Below are 26,887 nucleotides of genomic sequence, written 5' to 3'. Positions count from 1 at the left end.
GCATGGGAGGACGCATGACCCAGCTGAGACCGGATTCGACGGACACGGATCCGGCCCCCGAGCCCGAGCCGCGCTCACCGATCGACCGGTACTTCCGGATCACCCGACGCGGTTCCAGCATGTCCCGCGAGGTGCGGGGCGGGATCACGACATTCGTGGCGATGTCCTACATCGTCCTGCTCAACCCGCTGATTCTCGGTTCCGCCGAGGACATCACGGGTGCGAGTCTGAGCAACACCGAGCTCACCACCGCCACGGCGCTGTGCGCCGGGGTGATGACCGTCCTGATGGGTGTGGTCGGCAACGCGCCGCTGGCGATGGCGGCCGGACTCGGTGTGATACCGGTGGTGGCCTTCACGGTCGCGCCGGAGATGACCTGGGCACAGGCCATGGGGCTGGTGGTGCTCGAAGGTGTGTGCATCGTGCTGATGGCGATCAGCGGGGTACGGGAACGGATCATCAACTCGATTCCGCCCGCGCTCAAGACCGCGCTGACGGTGGGCATCGGTCTCTACATCGCGCTGGTGGGGCTGGTCAGCGCCGGGTTCGTCACCAGGCAGCCCGATGCGGCCAACACCGATGTCCCGGTACAGCTGGGGCCGAGCGGGCACCTGGTCGGCTGGCCGCTGGGGCTGTTCTGCCTGACCCTGCTGCTGATGGTGGTGCTGGTCGCCCGGAAGGTGCCCGGTGCGATCCTGATCAGCATCGTGACCGGAACGCTGCTGTCGGTACTGGTCAACGCCGTGTTCGACGTGCCCGCCGAACAGTGGGGGCGTACCACGCCCGACCTGCCGTCGAGCCTGGTGGCCACGCCCGACTTCGGGTTGTTCGGCAACATCGACCTGTTCGGCGGGTTCGTGAACGCGGGTGTGATCGCCGCCGTGGTGTTCCTGTTCACGCTGGTGCTGTCCGGCTTCTTCGACGCGATGGGCACCATCACCAGCGTCAGCAGTGAGGCCGGGCTGACCAGTTCGGACGGCAAGGTTCAGGGGATGGGCCGCATCCTGCTGGTCGACGGCATCGGCGCGGTGGGCGGTGGAGTCACCGGTTCCTCCCCGAACACGGTCTTTCTGGAGTCGGCGGCCGGAGTGGCCGAGGGAGCCCGTACCGGTCTGGCCAGCGTGGTTACCGGCGTGCTGTTCGCGGCCACCATGCTGTTCACCCCGCTGGCCGCGGTGGTTCCGGCGCAGGCTGCGGCTCCCGCCCTGGTCCTGGTCGGCGGGATGATGATGGCGCAGGTGCGCAACATTCCGTGGCACGACGAGGACTTCGTGATCCCGGTGTTCCTGACCGTGGCGATCATCCCGTTCACCTACTCGATCACCAACGGCGTGGGCGCGGGACTGATCTCCTACTGCGCGATCAAGATCTGCAAGGGACGTGCCAAGGAGATCGGCTGGCTGCTCAGCGTGCTGTCGCTGATCTTCGCGATCTATTTCGGGATCGAGGGGATAAAGGCCGTGTTCGGCGTCTCCTGAGCATTCGCGAGGACCCGCGCACGCGCCGGGGTTCCCCGGTTCCCCGCCCGGCGGCGATTTCGCGCGAGATCGCCGCCGGGCGAGGCCGGTGTGACCGAGGTCGGCATGGCCGGAAGGCTCCGACGAGGTCCTTCGAGCCGGGTTCGCCCGCTTTCGATCCGCTTGAGAGGTGGCTGGTATGCGCGAGATCGGCGACGAACTGCTGCGATGGTTGGAAGCCGGTGAACGGTTCGTGATCGCCTCGATCGTGGGAGTGCGCGGCAGCGCGCCCCGTGATGTGGGTGCGACCGCCGCGGTGCACGCCGACGGGACGGTGCTGGGCAGCCTCTCGGGCGGCTGCGTGGAGGGGGCGGTGCACTCGCTGGCCCTCGAAGCGCTGGCCGACGGTGAACCGGTGCGGACCTCGTTCGACCCGGATCCGGATGACCCGTTCGCGGTGGGCCTGACCTGCGGCGGAGAGCTGGACGTCTACCTGCATCCGGTCGAGCCCGGCGCGGGACTCGGCCCCGATACGGGGGTCGGCTCGGAAGCGACGGGAACGGGCGGCACGGTCGCGGCGCTTTCCTGGGCGCTGCGCTCGGCCCGGCGGGGTCTGCCCGTCGCGGTGGCGCGGGTGCTCGAAACCGGGCGGACACTGGCGGTGGGAGTCGACGAGCACGTGGGCGGCACCGGCGACGCCGAGCTGGACGGGACCGTGGTGGCCGAGGCCCGGGCGATGCTCGACCGGAACACCTCCGGAATCGGACAGTTGTGCGTCCCCGGTGGGCACGAGCACCCCGTGTTCGTCGAGTCGTGGAACACCCCACCGCGCATGCTGGTGTTCGGTGCCATCGACCACGCCGCCGCGCTGGCACGGATGGGCAAGTTCCTCGGTTATCACGTGACGGTGTGCGACGCCCGTCCGGTGTTCGCCACGCGGCGACGGTTCCCGGAAGCGGACGAGGTGGTGGTGCGCTGGCCGCACGAGTACCTGGCCGAGATCGCCCCGGATCGACGTAGCGTTGTCTGCGTGCTCACCCACGACGCGAAGTTCGACGTACCGGTGCTCCGGGAGGCGCTGCGCGGCCCGGCGGGCTATGTCGGCGCGCTCGGCTCACGTCGCACCCATGCCGATCGCGTGGATCGGTTGCGCGCGGCGGGGCTGACCGCGTCGGAGCTGGAACGACTGCGCGCTCCCATCGGGCTCGACCTCGGCGGGCGGACTCCCGAGGAAACGGCGGTCGCCATCGCGGCGGAGATCGTGGCACTGCGAAACCACGGCAGTGCGCACCCCTTGACGCACACCAGCGGACCGATCCACGTTGCCTGAGCGGATGGCGGGCGTGGTGCTGGCGGCGGGTGAGGGCCGCAGGTTCGGCATGCCCAAGGCGCTGGTTCGCCATCACGGATCGCTGCTGGTGGAGCGGGCCGTGTCCGTCCTGCGCGCGGCGGGGTGCGAACCGGTGCTCGTGGTGCTCGGCGCCGCGGCCGAGCGGATCGCGGAAACCGCCGAGCTCGCCGACTCGGTGCCGGTGACCAATCCGGACTGGCGCAGCGGAATGGGCTCGTCGTTGCGTACGGGGCTGGCGACACTGCGCGATTCGGAGCACTATTCCGATGTGACGAGTGCTCTCATTCTTCCGGTGGACATGCCGGGAATTACCGAATTCGCTGCGCGGCGGGTGTCGGAATACGCCGCTCCGGACGCGCTCGCGGCCGCGAGTTACCACGGCGAGCGCGGCCATCCGGTGCTGTTGGGCAGGCTGCACTGGGACGGAGTGCACGACGCCGCTCGGGGGGACCGAGGAGCGCGGGACTATCTGCGATCCCGCGAAGTAACGCTCGTGGCTTGTGAGGACGTCGCCGAGACTTTCGATATCGACCGCCCGGAAGACCTGAACGGGGGATAACCCGTAGAGTCAATGACCACGCGTGAGTGACCGTGCCGATCCACGCCCAATGCGGCCGCCCTTCGGCCGGAACGCGCGAGTTCACGGCGATGATTGAGCATGCTGGACGCGGAGGCATCATGGCTCAAGGGCACATCACAGCCAATTACCTGCCCGACGGGGACGATTGGGTGGTGCACGTCTCTTCCGACTGGGAATCGCGCAGCGCGCGTGCGCCGGGACTGATCGCGGCAAGGGTCCAGGCGGACCAGCTGATCGAGCAGCTGGCGCCCAATTCGGCCGGACGCGTGGTCATTCACTTACTGGACGGCGACGGCTTCGCCTTCAGCATCGCCTACTTACAGGCCAGGCACGGACTGTCCGATGAGGCCACCCGCGCGGCCGCCCAGCAGGCGGCCGCCGCGGCGGCGCAGCAGCATCCCGGCGGCCATCCCGGCTGAATGGTCGGGCTCGGACCGGACGAGGCTCCTCGGCGTCACCCGGTCGGCGTGCTCGGTGCACCACGGCGGCGAGCCGGGCCCGCGAAGCCCTACTACTAGGATGACTGGCCGTGAACACACCGATCGACCACGATTGGGAAGCCGAGCATCCCGTGGGTGGCAGCCGCGCCCAGGACGCGGGAGCCACCCCGGCGAGGGGCAGACCGCGTGACGCCACACGCGACGCCGCGCTGCGCGACGCCGCCCTCGAGGTGCTGGCCGAGGTCGGCTACCGCGCGTTGACCATGGACGCGGTGGCAGCGCAGGCGCGGGCGGGCAAGGCCACCATCTACCGCCGCTGGGAGTCCAAACTCGAACTGGTCATCGACACCTGCACCCAGCTGGCGCGGCGGAACATTCCGCAACCGGACAACGGCTCGATGGAAAGCGATCTGCGCGAGTTCCTCAGCGCGTTCGCGGAATTCCTCAGTGGCCCGGTCGGCAAGGGCGCGCAGGCACTGGTCGGCGAGCTGCCGCACGAGCCGGAACTCGCCGCCGCCTTCCGGGACTCCTTCCTGCTGCCGCAGCGTGACGTGCTGCGCAGCATCATCGACCGCGGCGTCGAACGGGGTGAGACGAGCGAACACGCCCCGGTGGACACCGTGGTGGAACTCGCCGGGGCCGCGTTGATCCACCGTTTGATGCTGACCGGGGAGCCACTGGATCAGCCCTTCGTGGATCGACTGTTGCGCGAGGCACTGCTACCGCTGCTGCACCGGGATCCTTAGTCTTCCTCGCGGAACGATCCGCTCCTCGGGTACCGGCGCGTGGGCCGGCGCCTCGCGATGTCGAACCGCCGGTCCCGCCGTGCCCGCAAGCCGGTCGGACCGCGGCCGGCTTGCCTCGGCAGGGAGCTTCAGCGCAGCAACTTGCGCAGCACCAGAACCGCCGTCAGCGCGCCCGCGCCGATCAACGCGTAGCGGATCCGGGGGTCCTCCAGTTTCTCCCGAACGGTGGCTTTGCCCACCTCGACGGCGCGAGTGGGGTTGGCCTTGGTTTCCAGCTCGTCCAGCGAAGCTGCGAGCGCCTCACGGGCCTTTTCGATGTCGCGCTGGATGGCGTCGGGATCGCGGGCCACCTGTCCTCCTCGTACTCGCCGGGGTCTCGGCATCGGGTGAGCGTACGCGCGCCCGGGGAGCGGGGCTCCCGGCTCGGGCACTCTGGCTGTGCACACCGTAGATCACACCACAGCGCCAACGGGTGGTGGAGCTGCCCGTGTCGCGGAACGGCCGGACCGGGACCTGCCCGTCACGTGGCGGTGCGGATCGGTATCCTGACCCGTGAGGGGCCGTAGCCCAATTGGCAGAGGCACTAGGTTTAGGTCCTAGCCAGTGCGGGTTCGAGTCCCGCCGGCCTCACTCTCCCGCGGTTCCGCTGTGCCTTTTTCCGCCCGCGACCGCTCCGGTGCTGCTTCCCGGAGGACTCCCGGTTTGTGGGCACTCACACAACGCGTGGACACAGCTGATCTCTCCCCCGAGGATTGTCCGGACAACGAAACCGGCAGTGGTCGGGGGAAGTCCGGTGCGAATCCGGCGCTGACCCGCAACGGTGAGCTCGTTCGAGCAAGCCCGAGAACCCGTCGCTGCCGATGAGAGCCCCGCCGCACGCGCCGCGGTGGGCGAAGCTCCACGACCGTCGAGGATCGCGGGAGGGAGCACCGGCACAGCCGCCACCAGGCGGTGACCCCGTGCGCGTGGTGCCCCCGCGCGGTCCTCGACCGCGAACGAAAGGCACCTCCCGTTGTGCGACAGGCTCCACCATCCGCTGAGCTCGCGATCTCTCCCGAGCGATCCCGGCCGTCACTATCCCGGCCGTCACACCGAGACACATCCGCCGACAGCGCCGCGGCTGCCGTGAACGACACGGTCACCGCCGGAACGACCGGCGACACGCCGCAGCCGGGGCCACGACCGGGGGACGCGGACGACGCCGAGGACGTGTCCGAGCCGACAACGCGGCCGAACCGACGCTGGGGAGCCCGACTGCCGCTGTTGTGCACGCTGTTCGGTGCCGGACTGTTGGTCTCGGTGATCTGCGGCGTGGCCCTGGGGCCGACCGGCATCCCGTTCGGCAAGACCGTCGAGCTGCTGTACCGGGCGCTGCGCGGTGGAGTCGTCCCGGCCGAGGACGCGGGGCTCTACTACATCATCTGGGACGTCCGACTTCCCCGTGTGCTGCTCGCCGCGGTTGTCGGTGCCGGACTGAGCACCGTCGGAGTGGCGACCCAGGCGATGGTGCGCAACGCGCTGGCGGACCCGTTCGTGCTCGGTATCTCCTCGGGCGCCTCGGTGGGCGCCAGCGCCGTCGCGCTCTACGGAATCCTGGGGGCTCTCGGACTGTACGCCCTTTCCACCGCGGCCTTCCTCGGTGCGTTGGGAGCGACGGCGCTGGTGTACCTGATCGCCCGCACCTCGGACGGGCTGACCCCGCTGCGACTGATCCTGACCGGCACGGCGATGTCCTACGGTTTCTCCGCCGTGACCACCCTGCTGATCTTCCAGTCGCCGAACGGTAACGCGGCCAAGTCCGTGATGTTCTGGCTGTTGGGCAGCCTCGGCGGTGTTACGTGGCGTTCGCTGCCCGTGGCCACACTGGTCGTCTGCTGTGGAATCGGTTACCTGCTGCTTTCCGGCAACCGGCTCAACGCCCTGGCGATGGGGGACGAGACGGCCACGACGCTGGGAGTCGATCCCGCGAAGTTCCGCCGTGAGCTGTTCGTACTCGCCGCGGCCGTCACCGGTGTACTGGTCGCGGTCAGCGGCGCGGTCGGCTTCGTCGGCCTGATGTTGCCGCACCTGGTCCGGCTGCTCGTCGGCGCCGACCACCGGCGAGTACTGCCGCTGACCCCGTTGGCGGGCGCGGTGTTCCTGGTGTGGACGGACGTGCTGGCACGAACCGTCGCCGCTCCGGAGCAGCTGCCGCTCGGTGTGATCACGGCGGCGATCGGTGTGCCCTGCTTCCTGCTGTTGCTGCGCCGCCGCGGCGCCACGTTGGGAGGCCGCTGATGGATCTGGAGCTGCGAGAGGTGGCCGTTTCCGCCGCGGGCGAGCGGATCGTCGAGGACGTGAACCTGCGGGTGCCCTCGGGTGGGCTCGTCGGCCTGGTCGGTCCCAACGGCAGCGGCAAGTCCAGCACGCTGCGCTGTGTCTACCGGACGATGCGCCCGGATCGGGGAAGCATTCGACTCGGTGGCCGGAACCTGGTCGCCATGTCGTTGCGCGAGAGCGCTCGGTTGACCGCTGCGCTGCCCCAGGAGTCGCGGTCCGAATTCGACTTCACCGTCACCGAGGTCGTCGAGATGGGACGAACCCCGCACCGCGAGTCCACCCTGAAACCGAACGGTTACGGACCGATCGAAGCACTGCGCGCGGTGGACTGCCTGCACCTGGCGGAGCGGGGCATCGTCTCGCTGTCGGGCGGGGAGAAGCAGCGGGTGCTCATCGCGCGGGCACTGGTTCAGCGGCCGGAACTGCTGGTGCTGGACGAGCCCACCAATCATCTCGACATTCGCCACCAGCTGGAGGTGCTCTCGCTGGTGCGGCGGCTGGGCATCACGACGCTGACGGCGCTGCACGACCTGAACCTGGCAGCCGCCTGGTGCGACCACATCCACGTGCTGCAGCGGGGACGTGTCGTGGCTGGTGGGCCTCCCGGAGAAGTACTGACCCCGGAAACCATCGGCGCGGTTTTCGGAGTCCGGGTGCACGTGGTCGAACACCCGGAGACGAGAGTTCCGCAGCTGCTGTTCGCGCCCGCCGAAACCACTGGGACCTGAGGACGACCGGGCCCGAGCGACCGGGACCGACACCGATTCGACCTGAAACCGATTCGAAGGGGCACGAAAGCATGGGCGAGTACCGAACGTCGACGATTCGGGGTGCGGCACTGCTGTTCACGAGCGCGTTGCTGCTCGGCGGCTGCGGTGCGGAAGTGGCATCGGAGTCCTCCGGGGACGTGCCGGAGCGGTTCCCGGTGACGCTGACCAACTGCGAGCGGGAGCGCACTTACGAAACCCCGCCGGAGAAGGTGGTCACCAACGACATCGCGATCACAGAGATCATGTTCGCGCTCGGGCTGGAGGACCGGATGGCCGGGTACTTCCTGTCCGACGGACAGCGGCGTGGCGCGGCGAGCTCCCCGTGGCGACAGCGGTTCGAGCGGGTCCCGCACCTGTCCGAGGAAATGGGGATGGAACAGATCCGCAAGGCGGACGCGGACATGGTCTTCGCCGGGTGGAACTACGGGTTCGGCGAGTCGGAACGCCTCACCCCGAAGCGGCTGAGGTCCGAGGGAATCGAATCCTACGTGCTCAGCGAGTCCTGCCGGGTCGATGGCACCGACAAGCGGAGCATCATGCCTCCGCTGGAGGCGCTCTACACCGACGTCCGCAACCTCGGTGAGCTGTTCGGCGTGCCGGAACGGGCCGAGCGGCTCGTCTCCGAGTACAAGAGCACCATCGAGCGGGCCGCCCCCGACTCGACCGAGGAGGAACGTCCCACGGTGTTCCTCTACGACTCGGGGCAGAGCGAGCCCTTCACCTCCGGTAACGGCGGGGCAGCCGATCAGATCATCAACAAGGCGGGCGGCAGGAACGTCTTCGCCGATCTCGACGACAGCTGGGTCTCGGTGAGCTGGGAGACCGTGCTGCGCGCCGATCCGGACGTGATCCTGATCAACGACTACGGAAACAAGAGCGTGCGGGACAAGACCGACTTTCTCCGCGGCCATCCCGCGCTTTCCCAGCTGGAGGCAGTGCGGCGGGAACGGTTCATCGACCTGCCCTACGCGGCTCTGGTGGAGGGACCGCGCAACCCCTCGGCGGTGCGCGAGCTCGCCGAGTTCCTGGAGTCCGTACCGACCTCGAACGGCTGACCCGCCGTAGGTGTCACCGATGTCGACCGGGACGTCTCGCTCCGAGCACCGTGTCGGTGTCGGAACGGTCACCCCACCGCGGCGGGAAGCTCCCCTGCCAGAATGAGGGGGACCACGAGCCGCACGGAGGTGGCGATGATCGACGTCGGCGGCACCGAGGGCGGTGTGCGACTGCGGCCACCGCGACACCGGGTCGCCCGCAGGGCCGTGCTCTGGTGGAGCTGCCAGGCGGTTTCCCGCGTGGCGGTGCTCCTGCTGGCACTCGGCGGGGCGGCCTGGTGGCTGCCCGCTGTCCGCGAGTGGTTGGTGATCGCCCTGATCGTGTGCGGGGTGCTCGGGATCGGCTACGTCGCGGTGATGCCCTGGTGGCGCTACCGCGTGCACCGCTGGGAAACCACCGATTCGGCCGTGTACACCGCCGCGGGCTGGGTGAGCAGGGAATGGCGGGTGGCCCCGATGTCGCGGATCCAGACCGTGGACACCGCACGGGGACCGTTGCAACGCGCGCTCGGGCTCTCCAGCGTCACCGTCACCACCGCGTCCGCTGCCGGACCGCTGAGCATCGACGGCCTGGAGCGGGACGTGGCAGCGGAGCTCGCGGAGCGGCTCACCAGAACCACGCAGGCCACTCCGGGTGATGCCACTTGAGTGAACCACCCACCGAATACTCCGCCGACGAGCAGCCCACGGCCGAGCAACCCGGTGGCGAATCACCCACCGGCGATTCCCCCACCGGCACCCGACCGGGGGCACCGGATTCGTTCGAGACCTGGCAACGACTCGATCCGAAGGCGATTCTCGCCTCGACAGTGCTGGTCATCGCGCCGATGTTTCCGGTGGTGGGGGTGATGGCGCTTTCCCGCGACAACTCCTTGCGCGCGTTGGGCACGGCGGGTGTCTGGCTGACCGCCGTCCTGCTCACCACGCTGGGCTCCTGGCTGAGCTGGTACTTCACCCGGTTCCGGGTCACGGACGAACGGTTCGAGCTGCGTCAGGGCAACATCTCGCGGAGTTTCAGTTCCATCCCGCGCGAACGCATTCGCAGCGTCGATCTGACCGCACCCGTGGTGCACCGGATGCTGGGGATCGCGGTGGTCAAGATCGGCACCGGCAGGCAGTCCGGAAGCGACAGCGATCTCAAGCTGGACGCGATGCCCACGGCCAGGGCGGAGCAGCTGCGTGAGCTGTTGCTGCGGCCCCGGACCCGCCCGGCAGCCGGGAGCGGAACCAGTGGAGCCGGTCCCTCCGACGCCGGCCGGCCCGGGGGCGTCGAGCGGGAGACCGGAGCGGAACTGGCTCGGATGCGCCCGAGCTGGTACCTCTACAGCACCCTGACCGCTTCACTGCTGCTGGTCACCTGGGCCGCGATCGGCTCGGCGATGAGCACCCTCAGCGACGTGTTCCGCGCGCTCTGGGCCTCCGACAGCGCGACCGATTGGCTCTCCGACAAGGCGATGTCGGTGTGGAGCCACGTCCCGGTGTGGTTGACGGTCGCGTCGGTGGTGGTGACGGTGCTGCTCGGTGGCCTGTTGGGGGCGCTGGCACTGTCCGTCGAGATGTGGTGGGGATTCCGCCTCACCAGGGAAGCCGACACCACGCTCCGGACGAGGCGGGGACTGCTGACGATCCGCGCCGTCTCGCTGGAACGGCGCAGACTGCGCGGGGTGGAGCTGGCCGAGCCGCTGCTGCTGCGGTGGGCCGGTGGCAGCAGGCTCACCGCCGTGGCCACCGGGTTGGGAGAGGGCGCGGCCTCGGGGCGATCGGACAACAAGGCGCTGCTGCCCCCCGCGCCGCGCGAGGTCGCCGAGCGAACCGCCGCGCGGGTGCTGGAACGCTCCGATTCGCTCGACCGCGGAAGTCCGCTGCGTGCACACCCGCGTACCGCGCTGCGGCGACGGATGACACGAGCACTGCTTCCCGTGGTCGCGGTCTCGGTCGCGCTCGCGGTGGCCGCGGCACGCACCGAGTTGATCCCGTGGTGGAGTTGGTCGGTGCCGCTGTTGGCGGGTTTCCCGGCGGCCGCTTTCGCCCGGGACGCCTACCGCAACCTGGGACACGGTTACAGCGACGAGTACCTCGTCACGCGCTACGGCACCGGAGTCAAGCGCACGGTGCTGCTGCAGCGCGAGGGGATCATCGGGTGGCGCATCAGCCAGTCGCCGGTGCAACGACTTACCGGCCTGCTCACCGTGGGTGCCACCACCGCGGCGGGGAACGGCTGTTACTACGTTCCCGACGCGGGAGCGGAACAGGGACTGGCATTCGCCGAACGCTGCGCGCCGGGCCTGCTCGAACCCTTTCTGGAAAAGAATTCGAAATCCACCGGGGAGCCCACGGTCCCGCAGAACGATTCCCCACCCGAAAGCGGGAACGAAACGACCCCATAATACGAAAATTACTCACCCATGCGGGCGGGTCGGAATTCACGGAAAGACAAGTCATCCGCCGACGTGCGATTCTTCGCGCGAAACGCCGCGGAACCCCACCCGCGCGACACGAACCCCGAGACGAAACCGCGGTTATCGACGACCTCGGGACGGACACCGCCGTGCCGCACCGGGCGGGAATCATCCCTCACCGGGACGGGATCAGTTCCGGCGGGACTCCCCCTTGAGCATGCTCAGGAACGAGACCCACTGCCGCATGCCCACCGAGAGCTGTCCCGCGGGCGGATTCTTGCTGTCACGCACCCACACAGCGGTGTTCGCGAAACCGACCTCGACACACTGTCCCTGCCCCTGAGTTCGACTGCTGCTGCGCCATGACAAGAGTTCGCTCATCTACAACTCCCCTATTCGTGCCTGAATCACGCGCGACGATTCCTCCGGATCGGCGGCGTGTGCACGTAAATGATCCATCATGGCTTGATAGTTCGACAGTTCGTTCTCTCTTTCGAGGGACCATCCACCAACGTGTGTCTCCACGTACACCACATCGGGATCGGCGTCACCGGCGTAGCGCAGTATTACGAACGGCCCCACCTGGGCGGGATGCGCGTCGGCGTCCAGCGGCATGACCTGCAACGTGATGTGCTCGTGCTCGGCCATGCGCAACAGGTGTTCGAGCTGTTCGCGCAGCACTCGTGCCCCACCCACCCTTCTGCGCAACGCGGCCTCACCGATCACCGCCCAGAACCGGAGCGGTTCGTCGCCGGTGAGCCGTTGTTGTCGCCGCAGCCGCAGCTCGGCCCTGCGCCGGATGTCGCGCTCGTCGGCATCGATGAGGGTCGCCTCGGTGATGGCGTGGGCGTACTCCTCGGTCTGCAGCAGCCCCGGCACGGCATCCGGCTCGTACGTTTCGATCGCCGCGGCCTCTGCCTCCAACCCGATGTAGTTCTCGTACCACTCGGGCAGGACGTCGCCGTAGGACTGCCACCAGCCACGCGTGCGGGCGTCCCGTGTCAGTTCGAGCAATCGTTGCCGTGCGGCTCCGTCGACACCGTAGAACTCCAGCAACGCGGTCACGTCCCTCGCCGTAGGGGTGCGCTTGGCGGTTTCGAAACGACCTATCTTGGCCTGAGTACAGCCGAGATACTGCGCGGCCTGCTGCTGAGTGACTTCACGTACGGCACGCAGCCTGCGGAGTTCGGCCGCCAGCCTGCGGCGCCGCACCGTCGGACTCACTGTCATGTCCCCAGTCTGCTCCGTCCGACCTCGCAGCGTCACCACACTGTTGCACGAACGACTCGACGACGCGGTTCCGAACGGAGGAGCCCGACAGCATCATCCGGCGGAGTGACCGACCCGCCGAACGGGTGACATCCGCTCAGGGCTTCGGGATGTTGCGCAGGTTGCTGCGTGCCAGTCGGACCATCTTTCCGACACCACCGGCCAGCACCGTCCTGCTCACGGCGAGCGCGAATCCCTTGACCTGGCTGCCGGTGATGTGCGGCGGGATGGACAGTGCGTTGGGGTCGGTGACCACGTCGACCACGGCGGGCCCCGGGTGCGACAGCGCGTCCCGCAGCGCGACGCGGACCTCCTCGGGACGCCGCACTCGCACGGAGTACATCCCGAGCGCGCTGACCAACGCGGCGAAGTCCACCGGGTCCTGGTCGGTGCCGAAGTCGGGCATGCCGTCCACGAGCATCTCCAGCTTCACCATGCCCAGCGAGGCGTTGTTGAACAGCACCACTTTCACGGGCAGCTGCCGCGTACGCAGGGTCAGCAGTTCTCCGAGCAACATGGACAGCCCGCCGTCACCGGACATGGCGACGACCTGCCGGTTCCCGTCGGCCAGTTGCGCCCCGATCGCGTGCGGCAGCGCGTTGGCCATCGAGCCGTGGATGAACGAACCGAGCATCCTGCGTCGGCCGTTGGGGGTGATGTAACGGGCGGACCAGACGTTGCACATACCGGTGTCCACTGTGAACACAGCGTCCTCGTCCGCGAGGTCGTCGAGCACATCGGTGACGTACTCGGGGTGGATGGGGACCCGCTTGTCGACGTCCCTGGTGTAGGCGTCCACCACGCGTTCCAGCGTGTCGGCGTGTTCGCGCAGCATCTGGTCCAGGAAGGACCTGTCGGTCTTGGTGTCGAGGTGCGGCAGCACCGCCCGGATGGTCTCGGCGACGTCGCCCTGGACGGCCACGTCCAGCACGGTGCGGCGAGCGAGGTGCGCGGGTTCGATGTCGACCTGGACGGTGTTGGCCTGCGGCAGGAAGTCGTCGTAGGGGAAGTCGGTTCCGAGCAGTACCACGAGGTCGGCACGGTGCATGGCCTCGTGGCAGGCACCGTAGCCGAGCAGTCCGCTCATCCCGACGTCGTACGGGTTGTCGTACTGGATCCACTCCTTGCCGCGCAGCGCGTGCCCCACCGGTGATTTGACCGTCTCGGCCAGTCGCATCACCTCGTCGTGCGCGTGGCGGGTTCCGGCACCGCAGAAGAGCATGACCCGCTCCGCCGAGTTGAGCGCGCGGGCCAGCTCGCGCAGTTGGGACTCGGGCGGGACCACGGTCGGCGGTTGGCAGTGCACGGTTCCCTGGCGGACCGGGTTGACCGCCGTGCGCTGCGCCACGTCACCGGGAAGCACCAGCACCGAGACACCTCGGCTGCCCGCCGCCGTCTGCAACGCGCTGCGCAGCAGCCTGGGCATCTGCTCCGGCTGGGAGAGCACCTCGCAGAGATGGCTGCACTCGTTGAACATCCGTTCGGGGTGGGTTTCCTGGAAGAAACCGGTGCCGATCTGGGCCGAGGGGATCTGCGAGGCGAGAGCCAGCACGGGGGCGCCGCTGCGATGCGCGTCGAACAGCCCGTTGATCAGGTGCAGGTTACCGGGACCGCAGCTGCCCGCGCAGACTGCCAATCCGCCGGTGAGCTGCGCTTCGGCAGCCGCCGCGAACGCGGCGCTCTCCTCGTGGCGCACGTGGACCCACTCGATGCCGTCGGTGCGTCGCACCGCGTCGACGATCGGGTTGAGACTGTCTCCCACGATGCCGTAGATCCGTCGGACACCGGCCTCGACGAGCACCTCGATGAACTGATCGGCCACTGTCGGCATGGCTGCTCCAACGAGACCTACGGGGTTGTAACAGCGCCCGACGGGTGTCCCACGAGCGGCGGCACCGCGGTACGGGCTCCAGTCAGCGAGCCTCACCGTCCGGTTGACCGGACGCAACTCGAGAGCACCGACACCCGGCTCCCACACCGCGCACTCACCCATTCGAGGGACACAAGTAACGTTGTCCATCTCCCGTGCGATCTCATCGGCGACCCAGAAAGATGATCACGGGAAAGGAAAGTGGTGAACGTCCGCGGTTACACCCTGTCCGCTATCGCGGTGACCGCCTCGGCGGTCGCCGGACTCTGGTTCGGCGCCATCATGGCCAACGCCGATGTGTTCCGTTCCGAACAACCGACGGCGGAGTCGACGTCGCCGGTGATCTCCTCCACGACGACACCGCGTCCGTAGCCGGACGGCATCGGCTAGCGTCGGGGCATGACAGCGAAACTCTCGACGGGCGATGCCGCCCCCGACTTCACCCTGTCCGATGCCGATGACAACTCCGTGACGCTCTCCGATTACCGCGGGAAATCGGTGGTCGTGTACTTCTACCCGGCCGCCGGTACCCCGGGGTGCACCAAGGAGGCCTGCGACTTCCGGGACAGCCTCGCCGAACTGGAGGGCGCCGGATTCGCGGTGCTGGGGATCTCGCCCGACAAACCGGCCAAGCTGGCCGAGTTCCGCGACGCAGAAGGACTGACCTTCCCGCTGCTCTCCGACCCGGACCACGAGGTCATGACCGAGTGGGGTGCCTACGGCGAGAAGCAGAACTACGGCAAGACCGTGCAGGGCGTGATCCGCTCGACGTTCGTGGTCGATCCGGAAGGCAAGGTGGCGCAGGCGTTGTACAACGTCAAGGCCACCGGGCACGTCGACCGCCTGCGGCGCGAGATCGGAGTCTGACGGGAAGCTTCACGGTCGAACCGACGAGGTGGGGCCCGTTCCCGGCGCGGGCCCGACACGCGCCCGGTTCGGTCGGTGTCGATTTCTCGCGAAATCGCCGCGCCTTCGGCACTACCGCCAAGCGAGCGACCTGGGGAATCGACAGCACTCATCCCCGGTCCACCGCGAGGTAGACGGCGACGGCTGCCGCGATGACGACCACGAGCCACCGCAACAGGGCGGGGGGAAGCCGCCGCGCGACCTTTCCGCCCAGATAGCCGCCCAGCAGCGTGCTGGGAATCAGTGTCAGTACCGCGGCCCAGTCCACCGGTGCGAGCAGTGCGTAGATCACCAGCGTGACGAGGCTGCCGAGCAGGCTCAGCCAGTTCTTGGCCGCGTTGAGGATCCTGAGCTCGGCATTGGCGGTCAGTACCAGGACGACCACCAGGATCACGCTGCGGGCGCCGCCGAAGTAACCACCGTAGACCGAGGCGAGCAGGATCCCGGCGGTGAGCAGTACCGTCCGGTCGGGGCCGTGCTGATCGGGGTTTCCCAGCCAGGCGCGGATGCGGTTCTGGAACGCCATCAGTACCGCCGACAGCCCCACCAGTGCCGGAACCACCGCGTCGAACACCGATCCGGGCAGGGTGAGCAGCAGGGCGCAGCCACCCACCGAGCCGAGCACCGCCGCGATCGAGGTCGGCAGCAGCCTGCTGCCGTTGCGAACCAGATCACGCCGCTGGCCGAGCGCCGCGCCGATGAACCCCGGCCCCTGCGCCACCGCGTTGGTCACGTTGGCGGCCAGCGGGGACAGCCCGGTGCCGAGCAGCGCGGGAAACACCAGCAGGGATCCACCGCCCGCCACGGCGTTGACACCGCCGGAGAGGAATCCGACGAGCACCAGTAGCGACAGTTCGAGCCATTCGGGAAGCACGCCGGAAACCTAGCCGTTCCGCCCCGCCTTCCTCCGCACGGGGAGACGCTCGGCACTCGTGGGTCGTTCGGGGCTCACCGAGCGATTCACTCGAACGGCCACCGATGGGACAGCCCGGTCGCTACCGTCCTCCACATGCGGAACGAGGGGTGGATTCTCAACGAGGAGGACCGGGAGGCGTCCGTCACCGAAACGACCGACACCGCTGCGAAACACCGCGCACTTCGGACGGTCCCACCGGTGGGGCGCTGACGGCTGGAAAGCGATTCATGAGTTACGGCGACCCGTTTCCCTACCTGCGGTTCATCCGGGTTCCATCGGGGCTGGAGAACCGGATTCGTGGCACATCACTGCGAATCGGTCTCGTGTCAATGCTGGCGGCAGTGGCGTTCGCGGGGGTGTTGGTCGTCCTGTCGGCGGAACTGACCTTCGTCGTCTACACCGGAGGCGCCTGCGTGCTGGGACTGCTCGTGTCCGGTTCGGGTCTCGCCTTCGGCAGGAGCTGCGTGTCCACGGGACACGTCAACCTCACCCTGGCACGCCAGATCCGCAACCTGACAGTGGCGTTCACGGTGTTCACGATCGTCTTCGCCGTGATCACCGGGTTCGGTATCGCGATGGCGACGACGGCGACCGACGAACCGCTCCCCCTGCTGATGGTGGCCGGCATGATCACGCTGGTTACGACGTCAATGAGCGTGACCAACGTCATCGTGGGAGTGCAGCTCTTCCCGCCGTCCCGCGGGCTCCTGACCGAGTACGGCGCCTCGGGACAGCCCGTCGGTCCGCCCGGTCAATGGGGAACTCACGGTCCGGAGCCGCCGCGGTGAGTCCCGGCGACACGACATGCCTCCACCGCGGAAACGCACTCGATCGGCGGTGACGAACACGCCGCACCGAGTGCGAGACCAACGCGTGGTCGGCTGTCGTCGCATCGAGACTCGTGGCGCTCCCGGCCACGGAGCCGAGCGTTACGAGACCAGCTTCCGCAGGTGCGGCAGCAGCTCGCGCAGCGCCCTGCCCCGGTGCGAGTCCGCGTCCTTCTCGGCCGCGGACAACTCAGCCGAGGTGCGGCTCTCCCCCTCCGGCACGAAGATCGGGTCGTAACCGAAGCCGTTGGAACCGCGCGGTTCGCGGATCAGGCGACCGGGCCAGGTGCCGCGCACCACGGTCTCCGCCCCCTCCGGCGTCACCAACGCGGCCGCCGCGACGAACGCCGCGCCACGGCGCTCGTCCGGCACGTCGCCGAGCTGGGCCAGCACCAGATCCAGATTGGCCCGATCGTCCCCGTGCCCACCGGCCCAGCGTGCCGAGAGCACACCGGGCATCCCGTTGAGCGCGTCCACCGCCAGCCCGGAGTCGTCGGCCACGGCGGGAAGCCCGGTGGCGCGCGCCGCGTCGACCGCCTTGGCCACCGCGTTGGCCTCGAAGGTGGCCCCGGTCTCGGGGGCCTCCGGGAACTCGGGCACGTCGTCGAGGCCGATCACGTGCAGACCGGCCACCCCGGCGTCGTCGAGAATCCGCCGCAGTTCGGCCAGCTTCGCGGCGTTGCGGCTGGCGAGCAGCAGCTCGCTCATGCGGCACTCCCCGGCAGTTTGCCCGGATACGGCTCGGTCAGCGCCTCGGCCTGCAGCTCGCACAACCGTGTCGAGCCCGCCAGCGCCATGTCCAGCATCTTGTCCAGAGTGGACTTGGGGAACGTGGCGCCCTCGCCGGTTCCCTGCACCTCCACGAAGGTTCCGTGGTCGGTGGCGACGACGTTCATGTCGACCTCGGCGCGGGAGTCCTCCTCGTAGGGCAGGTCCAGCCGTACCTTCCCGTCGACCACACCGACGCTGACCGCCGAAACCGCGCAGGAGAGCGGCTTGGGGTCGGAGAGGCGTTTGGCCGCGCGCAACCACGTGACGGAGTCGGCCAGCGCGACGTAGGCACCGGTGATCGCGGCGGTGCGGGTGCCGCCGTCGGCCTGGATGACGTCGCAGTCCAGTGTGATGGTGTTCTCACCGAGCGCGCTCATGTCTATGCAGCTGCGCAGCGACCGCCCCACCAGCCTGCTGATCTCGTGGGTACGTCCCCCGATCTTGCCCTTGACCGACTCGCGCACCCCGCGCGTGTTGGTGGCCGAGGGAAGCATCGCGTACTCCGCCGTCACCCAACCGAGACCCGAACCGGTGCGCCAGCGCGGCACACCCTCCTGCACGCTGGCCGCACACAGCACCCGCGTACGTCCGAATTCGACCAGCACCGATCCGGCGGGCCAGTCCTGATACCCGCGGGTGATACGTACGTCCCGGAGCGCTTCGTCGCTCCTGCCATCAGCTCTTGCCACGCACCCACCCTAGAACGTCCTCCCGTGCCTCCCGGAAGGCGGCGGTTCCACTCGAAAGGACAGGAGGCTCACGTCCAGTGATCGCGGACGGCGTGGGCCGCTCGGAGAAGCCCCCTCACTCTTCGAGGGCGCGCCAGGTCACGGTCTCGGGCCGCCGCGCGGTGCGCAGGAACTCCCGCAACGCCTCGGCCAGCGTGTCCAACGACACCCCGCTTCCCTCGGGGAACTCGACGTCACCACCGCGCAGTGCCGGTGCGGCGGGATCGCCCTCCGGAACGGCGAGGTCGTGCTCCACGTCGATGTAGCTCAGGTAGCCGTAACCGTCCCGCACCGCCACGCACACGTCGTGGTCGGGCATCCCCTCGTCCTCGTCGGCGAGCTCGCGGGACTCGTGCCAGACCGTGGCGACCCCCGCGTTCGGCTCCGCCAACCTGGCGAGCAGCCCGTCGACCTCGTCGGGTTCGGTCAGCGTGACCCCGTCGCCGCTGTTGGCGTCCTCGGGCGACTCGATCGGCCACACGGCGGTGATCGGCACGGAGATCCTCCACTGCGAACGGTCACGAACACTGACGCCCGCAGTATTCCACTCACCCGATGGCCCCAGGGTGGGCACCTGGGACGACTCCGGTGGCGGGACTCCCGACCACCCGCCGGAACCGTGACGCCACCAGGTGTCGGCCCACCGGGGAGGACCGGCTCGACGGGTTCCGCCCGCACGCGTTCAGACCGCGTACCGGGCGGCGGTGGTGACCAGCTCGGTGGGGACGGCGGTGTGTTCGCGCGCCTCGGCCAGGATCGCGGCGTCGTCGCACCAGGGCTGCAGGTGGGTGAGCAGCAGCCGCCGCGCCGAGGCGCTGTTGGCCAGCTCGGCCGCCTGCTTGCCGGACAGGTGCAGGCCGTCGGGACGATCGGGCGAGTCCGGCCAGGACGCCTCGGCCAGCAGCACGTCGGCGTCACGGGCCAGCTCGGTGAGCTCCTCGCACGGGCCCGTGTCGGCGGTGTAGGCCAGCACACGCCCCTCGGCCGCGATCCGGAACCCCCAGCTGGGGCACACGTGGTGCACGGGGAAAGCGGTGATCTCGAACGGCCCCAACCGCAGCGGGGTCTCGGGCATCGGTGCGAAGTCGAAGACGTCGGAGAGGTCGGCGCCGGCTCGTTCGGCGGCGTTCGGCGCGTACAGCGCGGCGAGTCGTTCCGGGGCCTCCACCGGGGCGTGGACGGTCAGCTTCCGCTCGACCGGGTCGTACGGCGGCGCTGGGTGGTAGCGGCGCAGCACGGTCAGCGCCCCGAAGTCGGCGCAGTGGTCCGGGTGCAGGTGTGACAGCAGCAATGCCTCCGGCGTGAACGGATCGACGAAGCGCTGCAACGTGCCGAGCGTGCCGTTGCCCAGGTCGAGCAGAATCCTGGTGTCGCCGGACTCCACCAGATACCCCGAGGCGGGCGCGTCGGGTCCGGGAATGCTGCCGGAGCATCCGAGAATCGTCAGCTTCACGCGGTCGAGCGTGACACGTCCGGAGGCAACACAACATCGGATGTGACGGAAGGTCCGAGAAAACGCCTGGCGAGTTTGGCGAACGGTTCGGGTGATCCGGTCGCCCGGAACTCGTGATCGGGTGTCGCGGTGGAATCGGCCGGTCGGGCCAGCGAGTCACGCTCGGTCAGCACGCGTGCGACCTCCCGGGCGCTCTCCTCCGCGCTGGAGACCAGCGTCACCTGCTCCCCCATCACGATCCGCAGCACCCCGCTCAGCAGCGGATAGTGCGTGCAGCCGAGGACGAGGGTGTCGACGTCGGCCCGCTGCAGCGGCTCCAGGTAGCTCTGCAGCAGCCCCAGGATCTGGCGCCCCGAGGTGGTTCCCCGCTCCACGAAGTTCACCAACCGCGGGCAGGCGACCGGGTGCGGCGTCACGTCCGGAACGGCGGCGAAGGCGTCCTCGTAGGCACGGGACCTGACGGTGGCGCTGGTGCCGATCACGCCCACCCTGCCGTTTCGGGTGGTGGCGGCGGCCTGTCGTGCGGCGGGCAGCACCACCTCCACGACCGGTACGTCGTAGCGCTCCCTCGCATCGCGCAGACAGGCCGATGAGGCGGTGTTGCAGGCGATGACCAGCATCTTCACGCCCTCTTCGACGAGGGAGTCGGCCACCGACAACGCGTGCTCCCGCACCCGGCGGAGCGGCAGGGGACCGTAGGGGGCGTTGGCGGTGTCGCCCACGTAGCGCAGCCGCTCGTCGGGCAGCCGGTCCATGATCGCGCGGGCGACGGTCAGACCGCCCACGCCGGAGTCGAAGATCCCGATCGGTGCCTGGGTCACGATCCGAGTCCGCCCGTCGGTTCGTCGCGTCGCGCGTGCCGTGCCGGGTGAGTCCGGTCACCGCGCCGGACCAGCCAGGCCGCCAGCACACCACCCAGCGCGCCGAACAGGTGCGCCTGCCAGGAGACGTTCGGCTGTCCGCCGGGGAGCACTCCCCACAACATGCCGCCCCAGTAGAAGAACAACACCACCGCCACGAGGATCTGGCCCGCGCTGCGGTTGAAGAAACCCCGCACGAGCAGGAAGAGCAGCCAACCGAAGGCGATGCCGGAGGCGCCGAGGTGGGTGGTCCCGTCCTGCCCGGTCAGCCAGGTGCCCAACCCGCCGACCAGCAGCACCACCACGGTCACCGCGACGAACTGACGCGTTCCGCCCGCCATGCACAGCCAGCCGAGCACCAGCAGCGGAACGGTGTTCAACACCAGGTGCTCGAATCCGAGGTGCAGGAACGGCGACCAGACGATCCCGTCCAGGCCGTCGAGCTCACGAGGCTGGATGCCGTTCGTGTCCAGGCCGGTGACGCGCGGGCTCATGACGCCGCTCTGGAAGAACAGCTGGTCGATCAGCTCCAGCAGGTACAGCAGGGCGACGATGCCCAGCATGATCAGCGCCGCACGGGCGGGGCGCCGCGGTATCACGCGTGGTTTGGGTGCTCGGCTCGGTCCCCCGGGCGATGAACTCACACCGCCGAGCCTACGCCGAGCCGAAGCCGCCCCACCAGCTCGGGAACCGCCTCACCGTGGCACCCACCCGTTGAAACCGCTCGGGAGAGCCCGTCGTTTCGGCGCTCCCCGCGCCGAAACGACCACCCACGCGGCCCCGACCGGAAAACTTCGATCAGGCCCAGAGCTGGCCGTCCAGCCGCTGCGCCGCCTCGTCCAGAGTGCCACTGTAGGCACCGGTGGAGAGGTACTTCCAGCCCGCGTCGGCGATCAGGAAGACGATCTCGGCGGACTCCCCCGACGCGGCGGCTCGCTCGCCCACGGTCAACGCCGCGTGCAGCACCGCACCGGTGGAGATCCCCGCGAAGATCCCCTCGGACTCCAGCAGCTGCCGGGTACGGCGCAGCGCGTCGTAGGAACCGACGGAGAACCGCCGATTGAGCACGTCGGCGTCGTAGAGCTCGGGGACGAATCCCTCGTCCAGGTTGCGAAGTCCGTAAACCAGCTCGCCGTAGCGCGGCTCGGCGGCGACGACCTGGGTCCCGGGGTTCTGTTCGTGCAGATAACGGCCGACGCCCACCAGCGTTCCCGTGGTGCCCAGCCCGGCCACGAAGTGGGTCACGCCGGGCAGGTCACGCAGGATCTCGGGACCGGTCCCCCGGTAGTGGGCCTCGGCGTTGGCCGAGTTGCCGTACTGGTAGAGCATCACCCAGTCCGGGTTCTGCTCCGCGAGTTGTTTCGCCACGGCGACGGCCTGGTTGGAACCACCTTCGGCCGGGGAGGAGACGATCCGTGCTCCGTAGGCCTGCAGGATCTGCCTGCGTTCCTCGGAGGTGTTCTCCGGCATGACGCACACCAGCCCGTAGCCCTTCAGCGAAGCGGCCATGGCCAGCGAGATGCCGGTGTTTCCGGATGTGGGCTCGAGAATGGTGCAGCCCTGGGTGAGGGTGCCCTCCTTCTCCGCCGCCTCGATCATCGCCAGCGCGGGCCTGTCCTTGACGGATCCCGTCGGGTTGCGGTCCTCCAGCTTCGCCCACAGCCGCACGTCGGGTGCGGGTGAGAGGGCGGGAAGCCCCACCAGCGGGGTGTCGCCCAGGGTGTCGAGCAACGAGTCGTAGCGAGCCACGTCTACCTCCTCCCCGAGAGGTGAATGCTTCAGCGCATGCCACCGGCGACGGCCGGCAGGATCGTCAGGCTGTCACCGTCGCTGACGGTGGCCTCCAGACCACCCACGAACCGGACGTCCTCGTCGTTGACGTAGACGTTGACGAAGCGGTGCAGTCCACCGTCCTTGACCAGCCGATCCTTCAGACCGCTGTGCCGCGAGTCCAGATCGTTGATCACCTCCGCGACGGTTCCTCCGTCGGCCTGCACCGACTTCTGCCCGTCGGTGTGACTACGCAGGATCGTCGGGATCGAAACTTTGACTGCCATGGCGCAACCTCCTACTACACGAAATTTCGCAAATCCACCCGACAGCCGCACCGTGCGTGACCGCACGACGCGGGGACTCAGCCTAGGTCGGGGATGTCGTCGCCGCCGGTGTGGGCGAACATGTAGGACTCGACGACCTCCACCGGCTCCTCGGTGACGACGCCGTCGACGATGCGGTAGGAGCGCAGCTCGTATTCGTGCGGGTCCCTGGTGGACACGAGCACGTAGTGCGCGTTGGGTTCCGAGGCGTACGAAACATCGGTCCGCGAGGGGTACGCCTCGGTCGCGGTGTGCGAGTGGTAGATGACCACCGGCTCCTCGTCGGCGGCGTCCATGGCTCGCCAGACCTGCAGTTGCTCGGTGGAGTCGAACCTGTAGAACGTCGGCGAACGTTCGGCGTTGATCATCTCGATCATTCGCTCCGGGCGGTCGGACCCCTCGGGTCCCGCCACAACACCACACGCCTCATCCGGGTGGTCCCGTCGAGCATGCGCAACCATCGCATCCACGAGGTCGCGTCGGATCACCAGCACAGCCACCATCCTACGGGGTGATTCACCGTGGTCCCATAATGTGAACCCGGTGACCGGTCGTTCATCGGTCGAAACGACATTCGACCATGATTCATTCCCGTTCGGGATGGTAGAGACGCGTGTAACAGGGCACGGCACCCACCGATCCCGCCGCGAGAACGGCGTGCACGATCGCCCGGGCCATCACGTGCGCCGCCGCCGTGCACACCTCGTCCAACGCCGCCGGCCAACGGGGCTCACCCGCCGCGGGGGTGGTGCGCTCACCGGTGGCCAGCGCGAACACCGTGTCCCCGTCGGTCATGCCGTGAGCCGGACGTATCGCCCTGGCCAGCCCGTCCTGCGCCGCGACCGCGATCCTGCGGCATTCGGACTTGCCGAAACCGGCGTCGGTGGCCACGACCCCGATCGTGGTGTTGAGCGGAGTGATCTCGTTGCCCGCGCGGTCGGACCGGGCGGTACGCCGCGCCGCTGAACCGACGGTTTCCGGCGAGGGCCGCGGCAGGTCGAACTCTCCTTCGAGACCGCTGTCGGCAGCCCACGGCAGACCGGTCGTCGGGTCCACCACGCTCCCCGAGGAGTTGACCGCCACCAGCGCACCGACCCTGGTCCCGTCCGCCAGTACCGAACTCGCCGTCCCGAGACCACCCTTGATCGCCCCGGCGACGGCGCCCGTGCCCGCACCGACGTTCCCGGCACCCGGATGGCCCGCGGTCCGCGCTTCGCACGCGGCGTAGCCGAAGGTGGCGTCGGGACGTCTGCCCCAGTCGCTCATGGGCAGATCGAACAGCACCGCGGCGGGCACCACGGGCACGACCTCGTGCGGGGTGGGACCGACGGGCACGCCGTGGCCGCGTTCGGCCAGCCATCGCATCACACCGTCGGCGGCCGAGAGCCCGTAGGCACTGCCACCGCCGAGCACGATCCCGTGCACCCGCCGCACCAGGTTCTCGGGAGCCAGCACGTCGGTCTCCCTGGTCCCCGGACCGGCGCCGCGAACGTCCACGGCACCGGCGGCTCCGGCCGGCGTGAGCACCACCGTGCTGCCGGTGGCCCACCGTTCGTCCAGCCGTCGCTGGTGACCGACCGTGACGCCCGCTATGTCGGTGATCGCGTTGTTGGGTCCCGCGCCGGGAAGCGAATCGACCATGTGCGTCATCCTCGACGACCGAAGGCTTCGAACGCGAGCGTTCCCGCCAACGGCGGGTCTCCACGCGTCACGACACGCGGCACCACCCGACATCCGTTCCGGAGAGGCACCGACTCAGCCGGCGGTACCGAGCCGGATCCCGAGTCGATCGGCTCCACCGCTCAGGAACTGAGCGCCTGAATGAGGCTCTCCTGCACCCAGGTCAGCCACTGGTAGACGTAGTAGTGCTCGCGTTGCAGCTGGTCCTCGGGCGGATCCTCGGGAACCTCCTCGGAGACCCCGAGCGCGGTACCGAGGGCCAACCGGACGTCGTTGAGCGCCGAGAGCCAGCTGTCGGCCTGGTCCTCGGTCAGCGACACCCTGCCGCCGCGCTCGGGGCAGGTGTCGAGCACGGTGGCGGCCACCCCGCTCTTGTGCTCGATCAGCTCGGGCTCGTGCAGCGAGCGCAGCGCACCGGCGGTGTCGGAGCTTTCGGCCTCCGGCTCGAAGCTGTCCCGGTCCGGTCGGATGAAGTCGGGCAACAGCCTGGCGAGGACGCCTTCCTCCGGGGGTGTGCTCGGCCCGGCACGCATCCCGGTCAGCTCGGCGAGTTCGTCCTGCGGCGCCTGGTCGGCGCGGGCGGTGAGCATGTCCTTGATCTCACCGACGAGCCCCCGGATCACCGCGGCCTCGTTCGGTTCGAACTCGGTCACCAGCCTGTCGTTGTCGCGTGTCCAATCCTGCACTGGATTCGCTGCCCGTTCACGAGTCGTGCTGCATGGTGGCCCAGAGCCCCGCGGCGTGCAGTTTCGCCACGTCGCCCTCCACCTTTTCCTTGGAGCCGGATGAGACCACGGCCCGGCCCTTGTTGTGCACATCCAGCATGAGCTTGGTGGCGTGCTCCTTGCTGTAGCCGAAGATCTTCTGGAGTACGTAGGTCACGTAGGACATGAGGTTGACCGGATCGTTCCACACGACGGCCACCCAGGGCCGCTCCTCGCTCGCGGCCTCCTCCGGCTCGGCCTGCGCACTTTCGACTTCGGCGGGCGTGGTCATACGTCCATTCTCACACGATGCCGGCGGGCGACTGCCGCCCACGCGGTTCCGGCCGGCACGTAATCTCGCGGACATGACCGATCCAGCCAGTACAGCGCTGCGCACCGACCACTACGAACTGACCATGCTCAGCAGCGCCCTGCGCGACGGCACCGCACACCGCCACTGCGTGTTCGAGGTGTTCACCAGGCGCCTGCCGGACGGCCGCCGCTACGGGGTGGTCGGCGGGACGGAGCGGCTGCTCGACGCGGTGGAGAACTTCCGGTTCGACGAGCGAGTACTGGAGGCACTGGAACGCGACCGGGTCTGTGACCGGCGCACCCTGGAGTGGCTGGCGAACTTCCGGTTCACCGGTGACATCGACGGCTATCCGGAGGGCGAGCTCTACTTCCCCGGATCACCGCTGTTGACGGTCAGCGGGACCTTCGCCGAGGCGGTGCTGTTGGAGACCGTGGTCCTGTCGATCCTCAACCACGACAGTGCGATCGTGGCGGCGGCCACGCGCATGGCCTCGGCCGCCAACGGCAGACGCATCATCGAGATGGGGTCCCGGCGCACGCACGAGGAGTCGGCGGTCGCCTCGGCGCGGGCCGCCTACCTGGCCGGGTTCACCGCGACGTCGAACCTGCTGGCCGGAGCCAGGTACGGGATTCCCACGGCGGGCACCTCGGCGCACGCGTTCACGATGCTGCACGACAGCGAGCGCGCCGCGTTCGAGTCACAGGTCGCCGCGCTGGGGGCGGACACCACCCTGCTGGTGGACACCTACGACATCACCGAGGGGATCGACACCGCGGTGGAGGTGGCCGGAACGGACCTCGGCGCGGTACGCATCGACTCCGGGGACGTGGGGGTACTGGCCAGGCAGGCCAGGGAGCAGCTCGATTCGCTGGGGGCCACCGGAACACGGATCGTGGTGTCCGGTGACCTCGACGAGTTCGCCATCGCCTCGTTGCGCGCCGAACCGGTGGACGTCTACGGGGTCGGCACCTCGCTGGTGACCGGTTCCGGCTACCCCACCTGCGGGATGGTCTACAAACTGGCCGAGGTGGACGGTCGCCCGGTGGTCAAGCGCAGCTCGCACAAGGAGTCGCGCGGCGGGAGCAAGAACGCGCTGCGCAGGCACAAGCCCACCGGTACGGCGCTGGAGGAGGTGGTGCACCGCAACGGTCCCGGCATCGAGCCGCCGGAGGCCGGGCCGCACGACCGCTTCATGCAGCTGCCGTTGGTCCGCGGCGGCGAACGGGTCGAGAACCTCCCGGGGCTGGAGGACAATAGGCAACGACTGCGGCACGCGCTGGTGAGCCTGCCCTGGGAAGGACTCAAGCTCTCGGCGGGCGAGCCCGCGATCCCCACGGTGTTCGAGAATTTCTGACCCGCCCGGGGTGAGCTACCCGA

Annotated in this window: 31 protein-coding genes, 1 tRNA gene and 1 riboswitch; of the genes, 15 read left to right on the top strand and 17 right to left on the bottom strand. The window is 68.9% G+C overall.

All coding sequences use genetic code 11. The features are described 5' to 3' along the window. Positions 1-14: 14 nt before the first annotated feature. The 5 genes from BM150_RS21705 (at position 15) to BM150_RS21685 (ending at position 4,574) form a co-directional block, all read left to right on the top strand. A complete protein-coding gene (locus BM150_RS21705; protein ID WP_092929569.1) occupies positions 15-1,478 on the top strand; it encodes an NCS2 family permease in 1,464 nt (487 codons plus the stop codon). A 178-nt stretch (positions 1,479-1,656) separates the two neighbouring features. Beyond that, positions 1,657-2,787 (top strand): XdhC family protein, encoded by a 1,131-nt coding sequence (locus tag BM150_RS21700; protein ID WP_092929522.1) that lies wholly within the window; start codon positions 1,657-1,659, stop codon positions 2,785-2,787. After that, positions 2,780-3,367: a nucleotidyltransferase family protein gene (locus tag BM150_RS21695; protein WP_245755664.1), complete on the top strand. Its 588-nt coding sequence runs from the start codon at positions 2,780-2,782 to the stop codon at positions 3,365-3,367. The genes BM150_RS21700 and BM150_RS21695 overlap by 8 nt, the downstream gene beginning before the upstream one ends. A gap of 119 nt (positions 3,368-3,486) precedes the next feature. Beyond that, a complete protein-coding gene (locus tag BM150_RS21690; protein WP_092929518.1) occupies positions 3,487-3,807 on the top strand; it encodes a hypothetical protein in 321 nt (106 codons plus the stop codon). A gap of 152 nt (positions 3,808-3,959) precedes the next feature. Then, positions 3,960-4,574, top strand: coding sequence for a TetR/AcrR family transcriptional regulator C-terminal ligand-binding domain-containing protein (locus BM150_RS21685; RefSeq protein ID WP_092929567.1), 615 nt, complete (start codon positions 3,960-3,962; stop codon positions 4,572-4,574). A gap of 128 nt (positions 4,575-4,702) precedes the next feature. Here the strand turns inward: BM150_RS21685 and BM150_RS21680 are convergent, their stop codons facing one another. Beyond that, positions 4,703-4,924 (bottom strand): DUF3618 domain-containing protein, encoded by a 222-nt coding sequence (locus tag BM150_RS21680; protein ID WP_043578384.1) that lies wholly within the window; start codon positions 4,922-4,924, stop codon positions 4,703-4,705. Between the two features lie 206 nt (positions 4,925-5,130). On the opposite strand from BM150_RS21680, the gene BM150_RS21675 reads away from it, so the two are divergent. From BM150_RS21675 to BM150_RS21650, 6 genes are all read left to right on the top strand, one after another. After that, positions 5,131-5,204 (top strand) — tRNA-Leu (locus tag BM150_RS21675). Between the two features lie 129 nt (positions 5,205-5,333). After that, a riboswitch (cobalamin riboswitch) is annotated at positions 5,334-5,444 on the top strand. Between the two features lie 339 nt (positions 5,445-5,783). Then, entirely contained in the window at positions 5,784-6,851 is a 1,068-nt protein-coding gene (locus tag BM150_RS21670; RefSeq protein WP_092929565.1) for a FecCD family ABC transporter permease, read from the top strand. After that, the gene (locus BM150_RS21665; protein ID WP_092929516.1) at positions 6,851-7,621 is read left to right on the top strand and encodes an ABC transporter ATP-binding protein; all 771 of its coding nucleotides are present in this window, start codon (positions 6,851-6,853) and stop codon (positions 7,619-7,621) included. Before BM150_RS21670 ends, BM150_RS21665 begins: the two co-directional genes overlap by 1 nt. A 71-nt stretch (positions 7,622-7,692) precedes the next feature. Beyond that, positions 7,693-8,718: an ABC transporter substrate-binding protein gene (locus BM150_RS21660; RefSeq protein WP_092929514.1), complete on the top strand. Its 1,026-nt coding sequence runs from the start codon at positions 7,693-7,695 to the stop codon at positions 8,716-8,718. Positions 8,719-8,853: 135 nt separating this feature from the next. Next, the gene (locus BM150_RS21655) at positions 8,854-9,366 is read left to right on the top strand and encodes a PH domain-containing protein (RefSeq protein WP_092929563.1); all 513 of its coding nucleotides are present in this window, start codon (positions 8,854-8,856) and stop codon (positions 9,364-9,366) included. Then, complete coding sequence (locus BM150_RS21650) at positions 9,363-11,105, top strand: PH domain-containing protein (RefSeq protein WP_245755661.1); 1,743 nt, start codon at positions 9,363-9,365, stop codon at positions 11,103-11,105. Before BM150_RS21655 ends, BM150_RS21650 begins: the two co-directional genes overlap by 4 nt. A 201-nt stretch (positions 11,106-11,306) precedes the next feature. On the opposite strand, the gene BM150_RS21645 is transcribed toward BM150_RS21650, so the two are convergent. The 3 genes from BM150_RS21645 to BM150_RS21635 form a co-directional block, all read right to left on the bottom strand. Further along, complete coding sequence (locus BM150_RS21645; protein WP_092929512.1) at positions 11,307-11,498, bottom strand: DUF397 domain-containing protein; 192 nt, start codon at positions 11,496-11,498, stop codon at positions 11,307-11,309. Beyond that, positions 11,499-12,347, bottom strand: a complete 849-nt coding sequence (locus BM150_RS21640) for a helix-turn-helix domain-containing protein (protein ID WP_092929510.1) — start codon at positions 12,345-12,347, stop codon at positions 11,499-11,501. 136 nt (positions 12,348-12,483) lie between these two features. Further along, positions 12,484-14,217, bottom strand: a complete 1,734-nt coding sequence (locus tag BM150_RS21635) for a pyruvate dehydrogenase (protein WP_092929508.1) — start codon at positions 14,215-14,217, stop codon at positions 12,484-12,486. Positions 14,218-14,460: 243 nt separating this feature from the next. Between BM150_RS21635 and BM150_RS24305 the strand changes: the two genes are divergently transcribed. Then, complete coding sequence (locus BM150_RS24305) at positions 14,461-14,628, top strand: hypothetical protein (protein ID WP_175496964.1); 168 nt, start codon at positions 14,461-14,463, stop codon at positions 14,626-14,628. A 27-nt stretch (positions 14,629-14,655) separates the two neighbouring features. After that, positions 14,656-15,123: a thioredoxin-dependent thiol peroxidase gene (gene bcp / locus BM150_RS21630; RefSeq protein ID WP_092929506.1), complete on the top strand. Its 468-nt coding sequence runs from the start codon at positions 14,656-14,658 to the stop codon at positions 15,121-15,123. A gap of 148 nt (positions 15,124-15,271) precedes the next feature. Here the strand turns inward: bcp and BM150_RS21625 are convergent, their stop codons facing one another. Next, entirely contained in the window at positions 15,272-16,036 is a 765-nt protein-coding gene (locus tag BM150_RS21625) for a sulfite exporter TauE/SafE family protein (RefSeq protein ID WP_092929504.1), read from the bottom strand. Between the two features lie 269 nt (positions 16,037-16,305). Between BM150_RS21625 and BM150_RS21620 the strand changes: the two genes are divergently transcribed. Next, positions 16,306-16,866, top strand: a complete 561-nt coding sequence (locus BM150_RS21620; protein WP_092929502.1) for a hypothetical protein — start codon at positions 16,306-16,308, stop codon at positions 16,864-16,866. A 141-nt stretch (positions 16,867-17,007) separates the two neighbouring features. On the opposite strand, the gene rdgB is transcribed toward BM150_RS21620, so the two are convergent. The 12 genes from rdgB to clpS all read right to left on the bottom strand — a co-directional run bounded on the left by rdgB (position 17,008) and on the right by clpS (position 25,489). Beyond that, complete coding sequence (gene rdgB, locus BM150_RS21615) at positions 17,008-17,613, bottom strand: RdgB/HAM1 family non-canonical purine NTP pyrophosphatase (RefSeq protein WP_092929500.1); 606 nt, start codon at positions 17,611-17,613, stop codon at positions 17,008-17,010. Further along, positions 17,610-18,365, bottom strand: coding sequence for a ribonuclease PH (rph, locus tag BM150_RS21610; protein WP_092929498.1), 756 nt, complete (start codon positions 18,363-18,365; stop codon positions 17,610-17,612). Before rph ends, rdgB begins: the two co-directional genes overlap by 4 nt. 115 nt (positions 18,366-18,480) lie before the next feature. Next, entirely contained in the window at positions 18,481-18,900 is a 420-nt protein-coding gene (locus BM150_RS21605; protein ID WP_092929496.1) for an Imm1 family immunity protein, read from the bottom strand. Positions 18,901-19,086: 186 nt separating this feature from the next. Further along, positions 19,087-19,857, bottom strand: coding sequence for an MBL fold metallo-hydrolase (locus BM150_RS21600; protein ID WP_092929494.1), 771 nt, complete (start codon positions 19,855-19,857; stop codon positions 19,087-19,089). Continuing rightward, positions 19,854-20,678: a glutamate racemase gene (gene murI / locus BM150_RS21595; RefSeq protein ID WP_092929492.1), complete on the bottom strand. Its 825-nt coding sequence runs from the start codon at positions 20,676-20,678 to the stop codon at positions 19,854-19,856. The genes BM150_RS21600 and murI overlap by 4 nt, the downstream gene beginning before the upstream one ends. Further along, on the bottom strand, positions 20,675-21,316 hold the full coding sequence (locus tag BM150_RS21590; protein WP_092929490.1) for a rhomboid family intramembrane serine protease: 642 nt from the start codon (positions 21,314-21,316) through the stop codon (positions 20,675-20,677). The genes murI and BM150_RS21590 overlap by 4 nt, the downstream gene beginning before the upstream one ends. Before the next feature lie 199 nt (positions 21,317-21,515). After that, complete coding sequence (locus tag BM150_RS21585; RefSeq protein WP_092929488.1) at positions 21,516-22,466, bottom strand: PLP-dependent cysteine synthase family protein; 951 nt, start codon at positions 22,464-22,466, stop codon at positions 21,516-21,518. Between the two features lie 29 nt (positions 22,467-22,495). Then, positions 22,496-22,774, bottom strand: coding sequence for a MoaD/ThiS family protein (locus tag BM150_RS21580; RefSeq protein WP_092929485.1), 279 nt, complete (start codon positions 22,772-22,774; stop codon positions 22,496-22,498). A gap of 77 nt (positions 22,775-22,851) precedes the next feature. Beyond that, the gene (locus BM150_RS21575) at positions 22,852-23,307 is read right to left on the bottom strand and encodes a M67 family metallopeptidase (protein ID WP_092632748.1); all 456 of its coding nucleotides are present in this window, start codon (positions 23,305-23,307) and stop codon (positions 22,852-22,854) included. Between the two features lie 91 nt (positions 23,308-23,398). Continuing rightward, positions 23,399-24,454, bottom strand: a complete 1,056-nt coding sequence (locus BM150_RS21570) for a P1 family peptidase (protein WP_092929483.1) — start codon at positions 24,452-24,454, stop codon at positions 23,399-23,401. A 161-nt stretch (positions 24,455-24,615) separates the two neighbouring features. Then, on the bottom strand, positions 24,616-25,179 hold the full coding sequence (locus BM150_RS21565) for a DUF2017 domain-containing protein (RefSeq protein WP_092929482.1): 564 nt from the start codon (positions 25,177-25,179) through the stop codon (positions 24,616-24,618). Positions 25,180-25,195: 16 nt separating this feature from the next. After that, complete coding sequence (clpS, locus tag BM150_RS21560) at positions 25,196-25,489, bottom strand: ATP-dependent Clp protease adapter ClpS (protein WP_092929481.1); 294 nt, start codon at positions 25,487-25,489, stop codon at positions 25,196-25,198. A gap of 73 nt (positions 25,490-25,562) precedes the next feature. On the opposite strand from clpS, the gene BM150_RS21555 reads away from it, so the two are divergent. Further along, complete coding sequence (locus tag BM150_RS21555; RefSeq protein ID WP_092929479.1) at positions 25,563-26,864, top strand: nicotinate phosphoribosyltransferase; 1,302 nt, start codon at positions 25,563-25,565, stop codon at positions 26,862-26,864. The last annotated feature ends 23 nt before the right edge of the window (positions 26,865-26,887 follow it).

The sequence above is a fragment of the Actinopolyspora alba genome (genome assembly GCF_900112765.1).
Classification (GTDB): domain Bacteria; phylum Actinomycetota; class Actinomycetes; order Mycobacteriales; family Pseudonocardiaceae; genus Actinopolyspora; species Actinopolyspora alba.
Note: the sequence above shows the minus strand (reverse complement) of the source record. Positions and strands in the feature narration are given on the sequence as shown.